This is a genomic window from Paenibacillus sp. ALE3, assembly GCF_054113405.1.
The window spans coordinates 3674358-3691155 of record NZ_CM134214.1 but is presented as its reverse complement, the minus strand read 5'-3'; the positions used below and the strand labels follow the sequence as shown (position 1 = coordinate 3691155).

The window sequence follows — 16798 nt, the reverse complement described above, 5'->3', positions numbered from 1 at the left end:
CTGGAAAGGAGGAAGCGGGTGTTTGGTAAGGGACGAAATACAAAAGACGGAGAATCAGGTGCTGTCACGGTATTCCTCATTCTGATTTTGGCGGTCATGTTCGGTTTTATTGCTGTATTTATTGATTATGCTAGAATTGCTGCACTGCATGTGCAGACTGAACGGCTGACCCATGCAGCAGTACGGTCAGTGATGTCTGCTTATGATCCGGCATTACAACAGGAGTATGGTTTGTTTGCTTATGGTGAAGGGGGCGGCGAACAAATTATGGTCAAAGTGCTGAATGACAGTGCACGGCGTACGGCGCGCGCGGAAACGCTACCGCTAATGAATATGAAGCTGGATTCCAGTTCACTGCAAATGGAAAGGGAGCTTGGTAAATATGCCATATTTAACGAGCAGATCCGTGAAGAGATGAAGTATAAAGCGCCTGTCGATTTTACGATGGAAGTGCTAGAAAAGCTAAAGCCACTCTCTCAAAATATGAAGGAGGCTTCACACACGGTAGATTTACTGAAACGGCTGCAAAAGCTGTATGACAGACGTGAGGCCAAACTGGATGACATGCTGGAGAAACAGCGTAAGGCAGGAGCTTATATGGAAGAGGTTCGCAAACGAATTATTAAACAGAGGGGGACATATATGCCCAATCAGTATATATGGGACCCACTTGAAGTTGTAGCCGACATTGCTGCTCAATATAAGCATTACGTACATGTATATGAGGACAACAAGAAGAGTGTGGATGACGTTAAAATCATGCAGATGGAGAAATATGCAAGAAGGGCAAGGAAAGCACTGGATCGCCTGCGACAGGTCATGGTTCAGGCTGGAGAGGAGCATGATAAGCTGCTTCTGCAAGCCAAGGAACCATTAAATGAAGCCCGGCAGATTAATGAAGAAATGCGCAAAGTCATTGTTCAATATAAGCAGAGGGCGGCCAATGCAGGCTATGACGAGGTTTCAGCAGCCCCCACCCCAAGCGGAGCAGGCTCCAACGCTGATCCGTCTGTAGGAAGTGCCCGGCAAAGGGCAGAGGATTTGTTGGTTCCGAGCAATGAATTTGAGCAATGGGAAGCAGAAATCGAAAAGCAAAGGATCGCAATAAATACTGCTAACAATAGAATAACGAGCATGATGCGTACACTGTCTTTTTATACAGATCCATTTTTGAATGCAGACATGCTCAAGCAAGAAGTTGCTTTAACGCTCAAGGAGATAGATAAATACTTAAATGCATATGCTTGGGCGGGCCCCGCCAATGTACTCGACGGTGAGGCCAGAACGATGGATACGCGACGCGGCCCTGACAAAGAGCGCAAAAAAATGGAAAGAGAGGCAAAAAACAAGCTCAAGCAAGCCTATCGGATCATTGAGGTTCTTTCTAAAGGTAAACAAAGTGCTGAGCAATTTCGAGTAGTGGAGCAGTATTACAATGAAAGTATTTCGTTCAATCAGTCTTCATCCAGTCCATCTGTATCCGCTGATTTGTCCTATGACATCTATGATGCAACGGGGGCTTCCATGGATAGAATGGATGGTCTATATGAGGCGGCATCTAACTTACTGATTCAACTGGGAGACGAGTTTTACCAGAATGAGTACGCGCTTTCTTACTTCCATCATGTGGATTTCAGCCGATTTGGTAGTTTGGCCGGATCAGATGGAAATGTGGGTAATGCTGCACAGATTTTAGGGGACCAGCTGGAGGTGAATAATCAAGAAGTTGAGTACATCTTGTATGGGTTTCATAATCCGACGGGTAATCTGGCAGCTGCCTATGGGGAGATTTTTGCTATGAGGCTTGCCATTCGAACGATGGAGGGACTGGTCAAAAACAGTTCAAAGGGTAACCCGTTGGTCGTTTTGGCGGCAGCTTTGTTATATGGAGTAGAGAAGGCGATTGAAGATATGATCATGCTGGCGCAAAAAGGGGATGTTCCTTTGTCTGATTTTCTGAAATTTCGAATGACTTACAAGGATCATTTGCGATTGTTCCTGATGCTCCATAGCAATAATGAACGAAAAATGTCCTGTATGCTTGCTCTGATCCGCCTGAATACAGATGTCAATCCAGCTGAGCGACGGACGTATGCGAAGGGTGAGGTCAAGAATGGGATGAGGCTGTGGTTTCTACCTGGAGTAATGAAAATGCTCGGAACCGCCTCCAAAGAAGGCGAGAGTATTAAGGGAAGTGTGTACTATGTCACGAAAACAGCGCATTTTTCCTATTAATCATTATCTACGGCAGGCTTGTGGATTGAAGCAGCGTGAACAAGGAAGTATTGTTTTAGAAGCATCACTGGTATTGCCATTGTTTTTGTTTTTTATTATTTTTCTCATTTATATGGTCCAAATGACACTGGTCTCCACAGCCTTGCAGACTACCGCTTCAGAAACGGTTAAGCAGGTTTCGGCTAAAATCTACCCGGTGTCTCTAGCCGTGGAGGCGGCGTCCGCTAAAATAGATGCAGTCCGCAAACCGCTAGATGAACTTCCTAAGTTATCTGTGAGTGAATATGCAAGCCAATTCGCTGCCCAACTGCCACCTCCAATCGGCGACTGGGTAGAAAACGCTGTTCAAGGCGGTCAAAAGCCGCTGGAGGAGCTGCGGGGACGCTTGACGGAGGCTGCACTTGATCCTGTTCTGAAGCCGATGCTAAAGCCTTTTATGGAGAAAAGTATTCTGGAGTATGACCGTATTCATATAACGAGCGTACATGTACCCTCTCTTACAGAAACTAAGGACCCTTATTTTAGAGTAGAGCTATCGTATGAACTACCGATGAAAGTCCCCTTTTTGTATCGCAACATTGTGCTCCAAGCGGCGGCTGAGGAACGTCTTTGGATTGGTGATACAGGAGAGGGAGCAGGTACAGGTGATGAAACAGGGGATAAGGATGCGCAGCATTCCATACAGTTGCTTGTCAAGCCTGAGCCTGCTGTGAAGGGTGTATACAATTTGATCAAGGCCAAGGTTGAACCTGGGACGAATGCTACCCTTTCTGTACTTTATAAGTCAGGTGAAAGCACAGCTCAGCACTTGGGCTGGACCTCAGCCAATGCAGATGGGATTGTTGAATGGAACTGGTTTGTAGGAACAAACACAACACCAGGTCAATGGAGCTTTGTAATTGAAACGGAGGATGGCCAACGTATTGAGGTTCCGTTTTCTGTGCAGAAGACAACTGATGGATAGGCTAGATATAGACTTATAGAGTTAACTACAATGAAAAATGATTTGGCAGGCCTGCTAATTTTCATTGTTATGAAGGGGGAAGACCGCATTGACATGGATGTATATTGTGTGTGGAGTTCTGCTGGCGATCGCGCTAGTGACAGATTTACGAAGCATGAAAATCCCTAATAAGCTTACATTGCCCGGCATAGCGGTGGGTTTGCTGTTCAATACTCTGTTCGGAGGCTGGCACGGTTTTTTATTTGCTATTGCTGGTCTTGGCACCGGCTTTGGATTCATGCTGATTTTGTACTGGATGGGAGCAATTGGTGCAGGAGATGTAAAGCTGTTTGGCTTAATTGGAGCATGGACAGGTGCAGCTTTTGCGTGGCAATCGGCTATATATTCGATTTTTTTTGCAGGCATTATTGGTATAGGGATTTTGCTATGGAGGAGGGAAACCATCATGAGATTACGACGCGTGGCGTTTAATTTAGGAGGATTTTTCCTATTTCGCAGCGGCAAAGCGCTGACTAGTGGGAGAGAAGCGCACCTCAGGTTTCCCTTTATGACGGCAGTCATTCCAGGAGCGGTCAGCGCTTATCTTTACTTCTTGTCATGACGTGTCCGCTTGGGGAGATCATGCTACCTCAGGGAATAAGAATTGTTAAGGAGGTCATGAATTGTTTGGTTTAAGCAGGGATTTTGCTCGCAATGGCGGGACGTTTATGATTCTAAACAAGGAAGGCGGGCTCAAAACCGATGATTTAAATTCTGTACAGACCCGAATGATGACTGGTAATCGGATTCCCGGTCTGCTGGAACTTAGAATAAAAGAAGTCGATTTTCAGATCGAGTTACATTACGATATTTCGGGGCAACGTATGCTTTCCCAAGTATGGAAAGGTGGGAATGTGTCGACTTTTGATTTCTACCGGATTCTTTTTGAAGTGGTAGGTGCTCTTCATCGTAGCCCACAATATATGTTAAATATCCGCCAGTTTATTTTGCACGAAGATTACATTTTTATAAGCGGTTCAGGCACAAGGAAGAACGTTAGTTTAACCTATGTTCCTTTGTGTAGTGTACAGTATACGCAACAAACAGGTAGCTATTTTAAGCAGATGGTTATTCGTTTGATGACTCGTGTGGCTCACCTTCAGGGAGAATCTATACAGCGCATACTTGATCTATGCGATAGAAATGAATTTGAGTTGAGCGCGTTGAAGGAACTACTATTACAAGGGATGGCGACTGGTGAACAGAGCATCAGCGGTCAGGCTGAAGGTAGATCATCTGTTCATTCCTCTCATACCATACAGGATAACGATACAGATCGTGGCGGAAGAACGTACGGCCAAGAACATCGGGAGACTCTGCAGGAAATTCAGGAGCTTAAGCGAGTCAATCGACTCAAGCAGTCCGCAAAATCAGAGGAGAATGTCGAGGTAGGAGCCGACAACGAAATGGAAAATGAAGAGGTGGAGCCTAAATCACAAAAATATAAAACATACATTGCTCTCGGATGTCTGCTCGCCTCGGCCATTGTTTGGCGTTATATTTATTTGGATCATCCAGAGACGGTGCCCTTGCTTATTTCGATTGTGCTAACTTTAGTGCTTGTCGCTGTTGTTTATATAAGCTGGACGGGGAAATTAGAGCGCAACCGAGCTTTATCTCCTTTTTATAGCGAGGCAGTACCTGTATTGGATTCGGAATGGTTAGGAGCTGCTTCTCCAGCACAGCGAAAAAATGACCGTTATCAGGTAGATAAGCTAACTGGGTTTGTAGCGGGACGCCATCATCATGACAAGCAATCATCCGATTCAAGTGATCAAGGACAGGAAAGCTGGCGTTGGACTTTTCCAGACTCAGAATCTAAAAGCGTGGGAGGCCGAACGACGGAGGATAGAGGGAAAATAAGTACAAATTATGACTTGCAAGAGCCTTCGAGGAAAGGTGCCATGCGGGGAAATGAATTGGACGACAGCGATACTAGCGAGGCTTATTATAAGTCCTTGTCCGGGGTAACGGAGCTACTCAATACTATATCCAAGCAGGAAACCGTGCTGCTTCGTCCAGATCAAGAGATGCCGAGTCCAACTGTTCAGCACTCGCCAATTGCTTGTTTGGATCGTAAGTTACCTGGGAGTGGAGAAACCGAGCGCATACGGTTGCAGCCAGACCAATTCGTTGGAGGCAGCTTTATCATTGGAAGAGATCCGCAATTGGTCCAGTTTGTAGAGCATACCGATGGAGTTTCCCGTTCTCATATTGAGCTTTGTATAGTTACAGGAGGACAAAGCCATATCATTAAAGATTTATCCTCGACGAACGGGACTGTGCTGAATGGAGAGCCTATGGTGCCTTATAAGGAGTATACTATGAAGGATGGAGACACTTTTAAAATCGCTGGAGTCTCTTATACTTATCGATTGGACTCTTTTAAATCCTCTAATGCATCTTGAGTAAACGTTAAATGGATATATGTTAAGAAGAGGCCTGTTATATTCTGGGCTTCTTTTTTATAACTAGAAGACCATTCATAGGCCTAAAACAAGACAACTCAAAGATCTCAGGTTTAATTGATAGATTATGTCTAAATCAAAAATGAACCCTAAGCTGGTAGAGATACAAAGATATTATCTATCATCCATAGAGTTCATTTCTTAATTCAACGCTACTTGTGAGAAGAATGGAGTTCCTCTAGCGCTTCCTTCAGTGAAGAATACTTAAACTTAAATCCGTGCTCCAGCGCTTTACGCGGTATTACCTTTTGACCGTCTAATACAAGCGTGCTCATCTCACCCAATAGCTTTTGGACTAGAAAGCCAGGAACGGGAAACCAGTGCGGACGACGATATACCTTAGCTACTGTTTTCCCAAATTGGTCGTTCGTCATGGGGTGTGGTGATGAAGCGTTCACTGCCCCGGAAATCTCTGGTGTATGAATGCAGTACGAGATCAGACGAACGATATCGGCAATATGAATCCAGCTCATCCATTGATGGCCGCTACCTATTTTTCCACCGAATCCGAAGACGTAAGGCATCTTCATGAGTGGAAATGCTCCTTTTTTTCTATCCAGCACTAGGCTGATGCGTAACTTAATTAGACGGGCATCGGCAGGGTAGGCGTTGGTAGCTTCCTCCCATTGCTCAACCACCTGAGACAGAAAATCATTCGAACGACGCGGACTTTTTTCGTCAAATGTTTCGGTCAGGGAGGTACCATAGGCGGCAACAGCCGAAGCCTGAATGATAACTTTCGGTTTTTTTTGCAGAGCATTCAACGCTTGAGCCAACCGGGCAACGGACAGCAGTCGTGATTGAAGAATTCTTTGTTTGGACTTGTCCGTCCAGCGCTGATTCAGCGTCTCACCTGCTAAATTAACGACCGCATCTGTACTTTCCAGTAATTCAGGTTTTTGTTTTAATTCGTTCCAGCTCATATACTGCAAGCGAGGGCTCGCTTCATGTCCAACCAGCGGCTTGCGTGTAATGACTTTCACGGTATATCCGTCATCTAGCAGACTTTTGACCAGTGCACTCCCCACCAATCCAGTTCCTCCGCATACGATGATATTCATGGAGTTATTCTCCTTCCAATTCAAAAAATGTTTCTGTTATAAAATATAACCCTTTTTGATACAAAAGCTTCATATTGAATGTATCTGGTGTACGCTAAAGAAGGTCCATTCATGCTTTAATCTACCTACATTTCAATAACACATATTCAGATGTGGACTATGTCTGTAGGTTCCCTTAGGGAGTCATCTAAAAAAGTTGCCATAAACGCTATGTTGTTTGATTTCAATAATCACGTTAAAATGAATAAATTAAAATAAGGCAAGCATAACAGGATAGGGGGATGAATCAAAATCATGCTGAAAATTGGTTCTCATGTGTCTTTCTCGGACAAGGGGCTGCTCAGCGCTACAAAAGAAGCGTCTTCTTACGGGTCCAGCTCGTTTATGATATACACGGGGGCACCGCAAAACACGCGCCGTAAGCCGATGGAGTCCATGTATTTAGAGGAAGGCAAGCAGCTAATGGCGGAAAAGGGAATGGAAGATATCGTGGTGCATGCTCCGTATATCATCAATCTCGGCTCCTACAAAGAAAATACCTATGAGCTTGCGGTCAGCTTTCTTCAGGAGGAAATTCGGCGCACACATGCGATTGGTGTGAAAAATATCGTGCTGCATCCGGGGGCTTTTACAGATAAAGATGCAGAGTACGGAATTGGGCGTATTGCCGATGGTTTGAACGAGGTACTGAATGGTGTGAAGGAAACAGATGTCAACATTGCACTTGAAACGATGGCTGGCAAAGGCACAGAAATGGGTCGTAGCTTTGAGGAAATTGCCTCCATTATAGATAAAGTAGAGCGCAACGAGCGTCTGACGGTTTGTATGGACACCTGTCACATTCATGATGCGGGTTATGACATTGTCAATGATTTGGACGGTGTACTGGAGCAGTTTGACCGTATTGTCGGCTTGAATCGCATCCAAGTTGTTCACATAAATGACAGCAAAAACCCGGTTGGCGCTCATAAAGACCGCCATACTCCGATTGGATCAGGTTGGATTGGTTATCAGACTATTCATAATGTGGTACATCATGAAGCACTTCAAGGACGTCCGTTTATTTTGGAGACACCGTGGATTGGAAAAGAAGCCAAAACTCAACGACCAATGTATGAAGTTGAGATTGCTTTGCTTCGTGGTAATGTAAAGGAACGCTTTGGGGATGAGTTTTTGGGTCAGGTGGAGCAGCTGCATTCGTTTTTCAAAAAACAGGATGTGGATGTCCGTAAATTTGTACTGGACACCTGGACTCTGCTGAAAAATGATGCCAAAGCAAGAAAAGCTGACCCACGTGAGCCGCTGGAGCGTCTGTATGACATGATAACGGAAGCAGGACTGTTTCCAGAGATGAGCGAAGAACACATTAATCAACGGTTGATTGCCTGTTTTGCCGGTAGTCATCTGCCAGTGACGGTATAAGATAAGGGGGACTAATAGCCACATGGAACTTCACGTAAAACATCAGCCAAACAGCACTGTATCTACACATGAAAACCGTGCGCGCATGCTTGTATCTTGTCCAGATGGGCCAGGTATTGTAGCGACTGTGTCCCGCTTTTTGTACGAGCATGGGGCCAATATCGTTCAATCTGACCAATATACAATGGACCCGTCCGGCGGTATGTTTTTTATGCGGATTGAATTTGATTTGCCGAATTTGAGTGCAGCTCAGTCGCAACTGGAGCAGGACTTTGTCGCTGTTGCCGAGCAATTCCGTATGGAGTGGACGATTTCTGCGGTCAGCCGCAAGAAAAAACTGGCTATTTTCGTTTCTAAAGAAGATCACTGTCTGGTAGAACTGCTGTGGCAATGGCAGGCAGGCGATCTGGAGGCGGATATTGCATTGGTGGTTAGTAATCATCCGGATATGAAGGAGTATGTGGAATCCTTTGGCATTCCATATCACCATATCCCGGTGACAGCCGATACGAAGCCAGAGGCAGAGCGCCGTCAGCTAGAGGTCATTGGCGAAGAGATTGATGTGATCATTTTGGCCAGGTATATGCAGATTATTTCGCCTAAGTTTATTGAGCATTATCGCAACCGGATTATCAATATCCATCATTCCTTTCTACCTGCATTCGTGGGTGGTAAGCCGTATGCCCAAGCTTATAATCGTGGTGTGAAAATTATTGGTGCTACTGCGCATTATGTAACCGAGGAATTGGACGGTGGTCCGATCATTGAGCAGGACGTACAGCGGGTAAGCCACGGAGATGATGTAAATGAGCTAAAACGGATCGGTCGTACTATTGAACGGGTCGTGTTGGCAAGAGCCGTGAAGTGGCATACTGAGGATCGTATACTGGTTCATGAGAACAAAACGGTCGTTTTTAATTGAACTTAAAAATTTCAAATTGATGAAAACTTGCGAGTATACCTTTCGGATTAAACAAAGCCCAGTGCATAATGGGCTTTGTTTTTTTGTGTGGGGTAATTGTATTATATCTGGGCCCTATATAAATTTTTTTGCGATTTCATTATTTTTTAAATGATGTTAATACATAACGGGTATATTGATATGAGGGCTGTACTATATTTCGACAATCATCTTTACAAACGATCTGGCAAACTTCCACGGCAAATGGTACAATACTTATGAGTGTATAAGTCATATTGAAACATTCAAGCAGATTCACTCACTTCAATAGTCTCTGTTTCTATATGAGACGGTGATTTTGAAGAGTATGACCGAATGCAATTGACATACTTCATACAATATGAGGAGGCAAACCATGACTGACCAGAATCAAGCGATTCAAAAGGATGAAAACTCCACTATCGACAATTTGTCCATCACAACAATTCGTACGTTGGCAATTGATGCCATCGAGAAAGCAAATTCAGGACACCCTGGTATGCCGATGGGCTCCGCGCCAATGGGCTACCAACTTTTTGCTAAAACAATGAACCATAACCCAGATCGCCCAACATGGGTGAACCGTGACCGTTTTGTACTGTCTGCAGGACACGGTTCCATGTTGCTATACAGCCTTCTGCACCTGAGCGGATATGATCTGCCTATGGAAGAGCTGAAGCAATTCCGTCAATGGGGCAGCCTTACACCGGGTCACCCTGAGTTTGGTCACACTGCCGGTGTAGATGCTACAACTGGACCTCTGGGACAAGGTTTAGCAATGTCCGTAGGTATGGCTATGGCAGAAGCACAACTGGGTGCAACATATAATAAAGACGAATTTAAAGTTGTGGATCACTTCACATATGCTATTTGTGGCGATGGCGATCTAATGGAAGGTATTTCCCACGAAGCTGCTTCGCTGGCTGGTCGCCTTCAACTGGGTAAGCTGATCGTATTGTTTGATTCCAATGATATTACACTGGATGGCAAGCTTAATCTGTCCTCTTCCGAGAGTGTTGCCAAACGCTTTGAAGCTTACAACTGGCAAGTGCTGCGCGTAGAAGATGGTAATGATCTTCCAGCGATCCAAAAAGCAATTGAAGAAGCACAAGCCGACTCGACTCGTCCTACGTTGATTGAAGTAAAAACAGTCATCGGTTACGGAAGCCCGAACAAACAAGGTAAAGGCGGACACGGCGGTACTCATGGTTCCCCGCTGGGAGCAGAAGAAGCTAAACTGACTAAAGAATTCTACAAATGGGTATACGAAGAGGATTTCCATGTACCACAAGAGGTTCGCGAGCACTTTGCTAAAGTAAAAGAGCGCGGTATCGCTGCTAATAAAGCATGGGATGAACAATTTGCGAAATACAAAGCGGCTCACCCTGATTTGGCAGCTCAGTTCGAAACAGCTGTAAACGGCGATCTTCCAGAAGGTTGGGATCGTGATCTTCCGAAATACTCCACAGAAGACAAAGCGGTTTCAACTCGCGTAGCTTCTGGTAATGCATTGAACGGATTGGCTCCAAACGTTCCTTTCCTGACAGGCGGATCTGCTGACCTGGAAAGCTCCACAATGACACACTTGAACAACCTGACGAACTTTACGCCAGAAGACTACGCTGGCCGTAATATTTACTTCGGTATTCGCGAGTTCGGTATGGCTGCTGCGATGAACGGTATGGCGTTGCACCAAGGTGTAAAAGTATTTGGCGGTACATTCTTCGTATTTACAGATTATCTGCGTCCGGCCGTTCGTCTGGCAGCTCTGATGGGATTGCCTGTAACCTACGTTCTGACTCACGACAGTATTGCTGTTGGGGAAGATGGTCCAACTCATGAGCCGATTGAACAATTGGCTTCTCTGCGTATTATTCCGAACCTGACGGTCATTCGTCCGGCTGACGGTAATGAAACTTCTGCTGCTTGGGCTTACACGCTGGAAAACAAGAAAAACCCGGTTGCACTGGTATTGACTCGTCAAAACCTGCCAATCCTGGCTGCTACTGCTGAGCATGCACGCGAAGGTATCAAACGCGGTGCTTATGTGGTTGCAGATGCAGCAGACGGCAAACCGGTTGCTCAAATTCTGGCTACAGGCTCTGAAGTACAATTGGCTGTTAAAGCACAGGAAGCACTGGCAGAACAAGGTGTTCAAGTACGCGTTATCAGCTTCCCAAGCTGGGATCTGTTCGAAAAACAAGACAAAGCTTACAAAGATTCCGTTCTTCTGCCTGAAGTTAAAGCTCGCTTGGCTGTAGAAATGGCGTATCCACTGGGATGGGAAAAATATGTTGGCGACCAAGGCGACATTCTCGGTATCAGCACATTTGGCGCATCCGCACCTGGCGACCGTGTAATTAAGGAATACGGCTTTACAGTAGAGAATGTTGTTAGCCGTGTGAAAGCTTTGTTGAAATAAAACACTGGAGCATCAGCAATTAGGAAGAGTTTGTCCATAGAGCAATGAGCGTGTATTGCTGGCAAACAACGTACCTGATCGTGGCAATCCATGTATCACAAACAGTCGTAACCTGAGTAAGGCTTACGGCTGTTTGTTTCATACATTTGTAATTTGCGAAAAAAAGCTTTCGAATTATCGGGGTATAGAGTACGCAGATACAGTGTGTATTTTCATACTGAAGCTGGAATTTAAATTATGTTATGATGCACCATATTCATTCACCATTGAGAGCAGATGAGGGGATAACGAATGACACAGTTCGATGGAGTAAGCGTAATTAAAAAAGCAAATGTTTATTATGATGGTCAGGTTACAAGTCGTACAGTTATCCTGGGTGACGGCAGTAAGGTAACACTGGGGATTATGTTGCCGGGAACGTACGAGTTTGGGACGGATTCCCGTGAGATCATGGAGATTTTGGCAGGGGACCTGAGAGTGTTGCTTCCAGGTACTGAGGAATGGCTGGAAATACAAGGTACATCAACCTTTCATGTGCCTGCAAAGTCTTCCTTCAAGCTGGAAGTACGAAGTGTAACGGATTATTGCTGTTCTTATCCGGAATAATTAGCTGAAAAGGGTAAGAGCACTCAAGCTACAAGCCAAGTGTTCTTACCCTAAAGCTGTGTTATAAGTACAAATGCACAGTAGCATGGTTACAAAGAAAAGTCCAGCTTACTCAAGAGGCTGACCACCAATGGTGCGGCCAATCCATGCTTCGTATGTCTTTACGACGGCAGATAGATCCTCATCGCCGTAGCCTTGTGTTTGTCCGGCTTGAAACAAGCTTTTGGCAATGGACAACATAGGCGTAGGGATGGACAGGCTGTCTGTTAGTGAGGCAGCGAGCTTCAAATCCTTGAGCATCAGAGCAAGTGAGAACTGGTTGCTAAAATCATGCTCGATGATTTTGCGCCCTTTCAAGTCAGCGGCCTTGCTACCTGCCGATCCGAGCTGTACCAATTCTAGGAAGCTGTCTGCTGGAATGCCGGATTTAGCCGCAATAGCAAAGCCTTCAGCCAGAGCGAGGTTATTTATACCGACCATCGTATTGTGAGCAAGCTTGGCTACGGCCCCGCTGCCGTTTGGTCCCATATGGAGCACTTTTTTGCCCAAGGTATCAAAAACATCTGATTGTGCCGCAATCGCTTCTGCGTGACCGCCGACCATGAACACGAGTGTTCCATCAACAGCGGCAGGCTTGCTGCCTGTTACAGGTGCGTCAATGAAGGTACAGCCCAGCTTGTCCGCCTCAGCGGCCAGTTGTTTAACTAGCTCAGGTGAAATCGTGCTGTTGTCCATCACGGTCATGCCAGCCGTAAGACCAGCAAACACACCGTCCTGACCGTAATAGACGTCACGTATTGATTGATCATCGCTGACCATGGTAATGACCAGGTGCTGCCCTTCGGCCGCTTCGCGAGGGGTTGAAGCTGTACGTGCGCCTTGCTCTATCAAGGGTTCGCAGCGCGAAGCGGTACGATTATAAACTGTGACTCCGAATCCCTGCTTTAGCAGATTGGATGCCATCGGGGCGCCCATGGTGCCCAGTCCGATAAATCCGATGTTTTTCATTGCTAATCACCTTTCTTGTTGGAAGTTGCCGTCCGATGCAGATGCGAGTTCGGCTTGAATTGAATATTGAAACAGATTGATCTCAGTTCATTGTAGCATGGGCATGCTACCCTATCTACAGCAGGGTCTGTCAAGGCACAGGACATACAGGTAACACAAGCTTGTCAGGCTCAGCAAATTAAAGTATCCTATTCCTAAGTCCTTATGTTCGTATTCATGGTCTTAGTAATACCAAACAGGAGGTTCCAAACATGTCTAAAAAAGTTATTTTTGATTACACAAAAGCGCTCTCCTTTGTGGGTCAGCACGAAATTGATTATTTTGCAGAGCCCATCAAGTTGGCTCATGAGCAACTGCACAACCAAACAGGTGTAGGTTCCGATTTCTTGGGTTGGATTGACCTGCCTACCAATTATGATAAAGAAGAATTTGCACGCATCCAAAAGGCTGCTGCTAAAATTCAAAGCGATTCCGAGGTATTGATTGTAATCGGTATTGGTGGTTCTTACCTTGGAGCACGTGCTGCGATCGAAATGCTGTCGCATTCTTTCTACAATGCGCTGCCTAAAGATCAACGCAAGGGTCCAGCTATCTATTTTGCAGGCAACAACATCAGCTCTACATATGTGAATCATCTGTTGGAACTGATTGAAGGAAAAGACTTCTCTGTGAATGTCATCTCCAAATCAGGTACGACAACAGAGCCAGCTATCGCTTTCCGCGTATTCCGTGCGGCTCTGGAGAAAAAATACGGTAAAGAAGAAGCGCGCAAACGTATTTACGCGACAACGGACAAAGAACGTGGCGCTTTGAAAAAGCTCGCTAATGAGGAAGGTTATGAATCCTTCATTATTCCTGATGATGTGGGTGGCCGTTACTCCGTGCTGACAGCAGTAGGCTTGTTGCCGATTGCTACAGCAGGCATCAACATCGAAGAAATGATGCAAGGTGCGGCGGACGCTTCCAAAGAATACAGCAACCCGAATGTAGCTGAGAACGAGGCATACCAATATGCAGCCGTTCGTAACGCTTTGTACCGTAAAGGTAAAGCAATTGAAATTCTCGTAAACTATGAGCCGTCTTTGCATTTCGTATCTGAGTGGTGGAAACAGCTGTACGGAGAAAGCGAAGGTAAGGATTATAAAGGCATTTATCCTGCTTCTGTTGACTTCTCGACAGACCTGCACTCTATGGGACAATTCATTCAGGAAGGTAGCCGTAACATTTTCGAAACGGTAATCCAAGTAGAAAATGTACCTAGTCACATCACCATCGAAGCAGATGAGGATGATCTGGATGGACTGAATTTCCTGGCAGGCAAAACGGTGGATTTTGTAAACAAAAAAGCATTCCAAGGTACATTGCTGGCTCACACAGACGGACAAGTACCGAACCTGATTGTAAATATTCCTGACTTGAGCCCTTACTCCTTTGGCTACCTTGCTTATTTCTTCGAAAAGGCTTGCGGCATCAGCGGCTACCTGTTGGGCGTAAATCCGTTCGATCAACCCGGCGTAGAAGCTTACAAAAAGAACATGTTTGCGCTGCTCGGCAAACCGGGCTTCGAAAAAGAAAAAGCTGAGCTTGAAGCAAGATTGTCTGAATAAGGGAACTGTAATCTCTGATTCGAAACAGGGTTTGGGTCAGAAGCGTTATAGTGGATAGCATCAATTAAGTACAGGAAAGCAGTTCACCAGCTGCCAGAAGCGGGGAACTGCTTTCTTGTAAAATGAAGTAAGGAAGGTTATACGTGTATGTTGGAACAATACCGAACCGTACGCGGTGCCGGCAACAAGGAAATTGTAATCCGAAAATCCCGTTTTATCGGCCATATTCAGCCAGTTCAAAATGAGGAAGAAGCAGTTGCTTTCATAGAACGCATCAAAAAAGAGCATTGGAACGCTACCCATAATTGTTCGGCTTATATGATTGGGGAAAGAGATGAAATCCAAAAGCAATCCGATGACGGAGAACCGAGTGGGACGGCTGGTAAGCCTATTTTGGAGGTAATCCGTAATCAGAGGCTGAAAAATGTCGCTATTGTGGTTACTCGATACTTTGGCGGAATTTTGCTGGGAGCAGGCGGACTGATTCGTGCATACTCAGATGGTGCTGTTGCAGCTATTGAAGCAGGGGATGCGATTACGCGTGTGCTGCATCGTGAAGTTTTTGTGGAGTTGGATTATACTTGGTTGGGCAAAGTGGAAAATGAATTACGTAATCGCAGTATCCGTACTGGAGAAACGATGTTTACAGATAAAGTTACCTTAACCTGTCTGCCGCTGGCTGGTGATGCGGAATCCTTCTGCAACTGGATAACCGACTTGACACAAGGACAATCGCTTGTGTCGGAGGGAGAGCAGCTTTACTTTATTGAAGGGGAATAAATAATATGGCTAGAAGAGCAGTAGAACAGGAGTTGTCAAGAGGGCGGATTCTGGAAGCGGCCAGGCACTTGTTTATCACCAAGGGCTACCGTGCGATTTCAATGCGCAGCATTGGCCAGCATCTGGGTTACAGTCATGGTTCGTTATACTATCATTTTAAAGAGAAGGCTGAACTGTTCTATGCCATTGTGATTGAAGATTTCAATACATTGCGTGGGATTCTACTGCAAGCAGCAACAGGCACGCCTGATGATGGCTTGAGCAGATTGGAGTACCTGATGTTGGAATATATCCGCTTTGGCTTGGAAAATCCATATCAGTACGAAATTATGTTCATGATGCATGATGAAGAACTATTTGCGTACTGTCGTACAGAGCAAAACCGTTGTGTGGAATTATTTGCGTCTATGATTCGCCAGGAATTAAGTGGTCAGGGACATTCGGAGGAAGAATGCTCAAGAGTACCGAAAAGTCTGTTTTTATCCATGCATGGCTTCGTGTCATTTTATATTCAGGACGGTTTAACATTTGAAGAGATCAGGCCCGCTGCTTTAGCACATGTAAAGCTGCTGTGCAGACAACTATGAGCGTACCTGCATTCACACGCTTCAGCCATGAACATGTAGGACGCTTTTTTGGGTGTTTACACTTCATGACGGTGACTTATCATTACGGTACTTTGCGAAAGCGACTAAGAATTTAACAGACGATGGTGTATCCAGCGGGGGAACATCATCGTCTGTTTTTTTTGCATGCCTCCGTCAGCCCTTCATAATTTTTACATGGTATTGACGTCTGCGTGGGCCGTCGAATTCACAAAAATAAAGTCCCTGCCATCGTCCAAGCAACAGCTTTCCATCATGAATGATAACCGTTTGTGAGGGGCCTGTTGTAATGGATTTAAGGTGGGACGCCGTATTTCCCTCCATATGGCGATATTGGGGATGTTCCCAGGGATAAACCTCATCCAGCCTTAAAATGACATCATGTTTGACGTCTGGGTCGGCATTTTCATTAATGGCGATGCCGGCAGTCGTGTGTGGACAATAAATCAGAGCTGTTCCTTGCTGCACCCCGCTTTTTTCAATGAGTGCTGCAACTTCGCGTGTAATATCACGCATTTCATCTCGCCGTGTAGTGGATAATTCAAAAGTATGCAACATAAATCCATCTCCCTTCTATGTAATACTTTACCCTTTTCATTCTCAAGATAATATATAGAGTTGACGAAAATTACTTTCCTTTG

The 16798-nt window shown here is 45.3% G+C and carries 14 protein-coding genes; 11 read left to right on the top strand and 3 right to left on the bottom strand.

Features of this window, described 5'->3' with window-relative positions; genetic code table 11:
- Positions 1-18 precede the first annotated feature (18 nt).
- The 4 genes from ACXHJ2_RS16360 (at position 19) to ACXHJ2_RS16345 (ending at position 5646) form a co-directional block, all read left to right on the top strand.
- Complete coding sequence (locus ACXHJ2_RS16360; RefSeq protein ID WP_165081321.1) at positions 19-2235, top strand: hypothetical protein; 2217 nt, start codon at positions 19-21, stop codon at positions 2233-2235.
- Positions 2204-3199: a pilus assembly protein gene (locus tag ACXHJ2_RS16355; RefSeq protein WP_058711839.1), complete on the top strand. Its 996-nt coding sequence runs from the start codon at positions 2204-2206 to the stop codon at positions 3197-3199. Before ACXHJ2_RS16360 ends, ACXHJ2_RS16355 begins: the two co-directional genes overlap by 32 nt.
- 88 nt (positions 3200-3287) lie before the next feature.
- Positions 3288-3800 (top strand): A24 family peptidase, encoded by a 513-nt coding sequence (locus ACXHJ2_RS16350; protein WP_165081323.1) that lies wholly within the window; start codon positions 3288-3290, stop codon positions 3798-3800.
- A 61-nt stretch (positions 3801-3861) separates the two neighbouring features.
- Positions 3862-5646, top strand: coding sequence for a DUF6382 domain-containing protein (locus ACXHJ2_RS16345; protein ID WP_165081325.1), 1785 nt, complete (start codon positions 3862-3864; stop codon positions 5644-5646).
- A gap of 212 nt (positions 5647-5858) precedes the next feature.
- On the opposite strand, the gene ACXHJ2_RS16340 is transcribed toward ACXHJ2_RS16345, so the two are convergent.
- Positions 5859-6767, bottom strand: a complete 909-nt coding sequence (locus ACXHJ2_RS16340; protein ID WP_165081327.1) for a TIGR01777 family oxidoreductase — start codon at positions 6765-6767, stop codon at positions 5859-5861.
- A 294-nt stretch (positions 6768-7061) separates the two neighbouring features.
- Between ACXHJ2_RS16340 and ACXHJ2_RS16335 the strand changes: the two genes are divergently transcribed.
- The 4 genes from ACXHJ2_RS16335 (at position 7062) to ppnP (ending at position 12157) form a co-directional block, all read left to right on the top strand.
- On the top strand, positions 7062-8189 hold the full coding sequence (locus tag ACXHJ2_RS16335; protein ID WP_165081329.1) for a deoxyribonuclease IV: 1128 nt from the start codon (positions 7062-7064) through the stop codon (positions 8187-8189).
- A gap of 22 nt (positions 8190-8211) precedes the next feature.
- Entirely contained in the window at positions 8212-9111 is a 900-nt protein-coding gene (purU, locus tag ACXHJ2_RS16330; protein ID WP_165081331.1) for a formyltetrahydrofolate deformylase, read from the top strand.
- A gap of 394 nt (positions 9112-9505) precedes the next feature.
- On the top strand, positions 9506-11551 hold the full coding sequence (gene tkt, locus ACXHJ2_RS16325) for a transketolase (protein ID WP_165081333.1): 2046 nt from the start codon (positions 9506-9508) through the stop codon (positions 11549-11551).
- 291 nt (positions 11552-11842) lie between these two features.
- Positions 11843-12157, top strand: a complete 315-nt coding sequence (gene ppnP / locus ACXHJ2_RS16320) for a pyrimidine/purine nucleoside phosphorylase (RefSeq protein WP_013369973.1) — start codon at positions 11843-11845, stop codon at positions 12155-12157.
- Between the two features lie 108 nt (positions 12158-12265).
- On the opposite strand, the gene ACXHJ2_RS16315 is transcribed toward ppnP, so the two are convergent.
- Positions 12266-13165 (bottom strand): NAD(P)-dependent oxidoreductase, encoded by a 900-nt coding sequence (locus tag ACXHJ2_RS16315; protein ID WP_165081335.1) that lies wholly within the window; start codon positions 13163-13165, stop codon positions 12266-12268.
- Between the two features lie 251 nt (positions 13166-13416).
- Here ACXHJ2_RS16315 and ACXHJ2_RS16310 point away from each other — a divergent pair, with 251 nt between their 5' ends.
- From ACXHJ2_RS16310 to ACXHJ2_RS16300, 3 genes are all read left to right on the top strand, one after another.
- The gene (locus ACXHJ2_RS16310; protein WP_013369975.1) at positions 13417-14772 is read left to right on the top strand and encodes a glucose-6-phosphate isomerase; all 1356 of its coding nucleotides are present in this window, start codon (positions 13417-13419) and stop codon (positions 14770-14772) included.
- Between the two features lie 147 nt (positions 14773-14919).
- Positions 14920-15552, top strand: coding sequence for a YigZ family protein (locus tag ACXHJ2_RS16305; protein WP_165081337.1), 633 nt, complete (start codon positions 14920-14922; stop codon positions 15550-15552).
- A gap of 5 nt (positions 15553-15557) precedes the next feature.
- Positions 15558-16139 (top strand): TetR/AcrR family transcriptional regulator, encoded by a 582-nt coding sequence (locus ACXHJ2_RS16300; protein ID WP_013369977.1) that lies wholly within the window; start codon positions 15558-15560, stop codon positions 16137-16139.
- 174 nt (positions 16140-16313) lie between these two features.
- Here ACXHJ2_RS16300 and ACXHJ2_RS16295 read toward each other — a convergent pair whose 3' ends face one another.
- The gene (locus tag ACXHJ2_RS16295) at positions 16314-16715 is read right to left on the bottom strand and encodes a secondary thiamine-phosphate synthase enzyme YjbQ (RefSeq protein ID WP_013369978.1); all 402 of its coding nucleotides are present in this window, start codon (positions 16713-16715) and stop codon (positions 16314-16316) included.
- Positions 16716-16798: the final 83 nt, after the last annotated feature.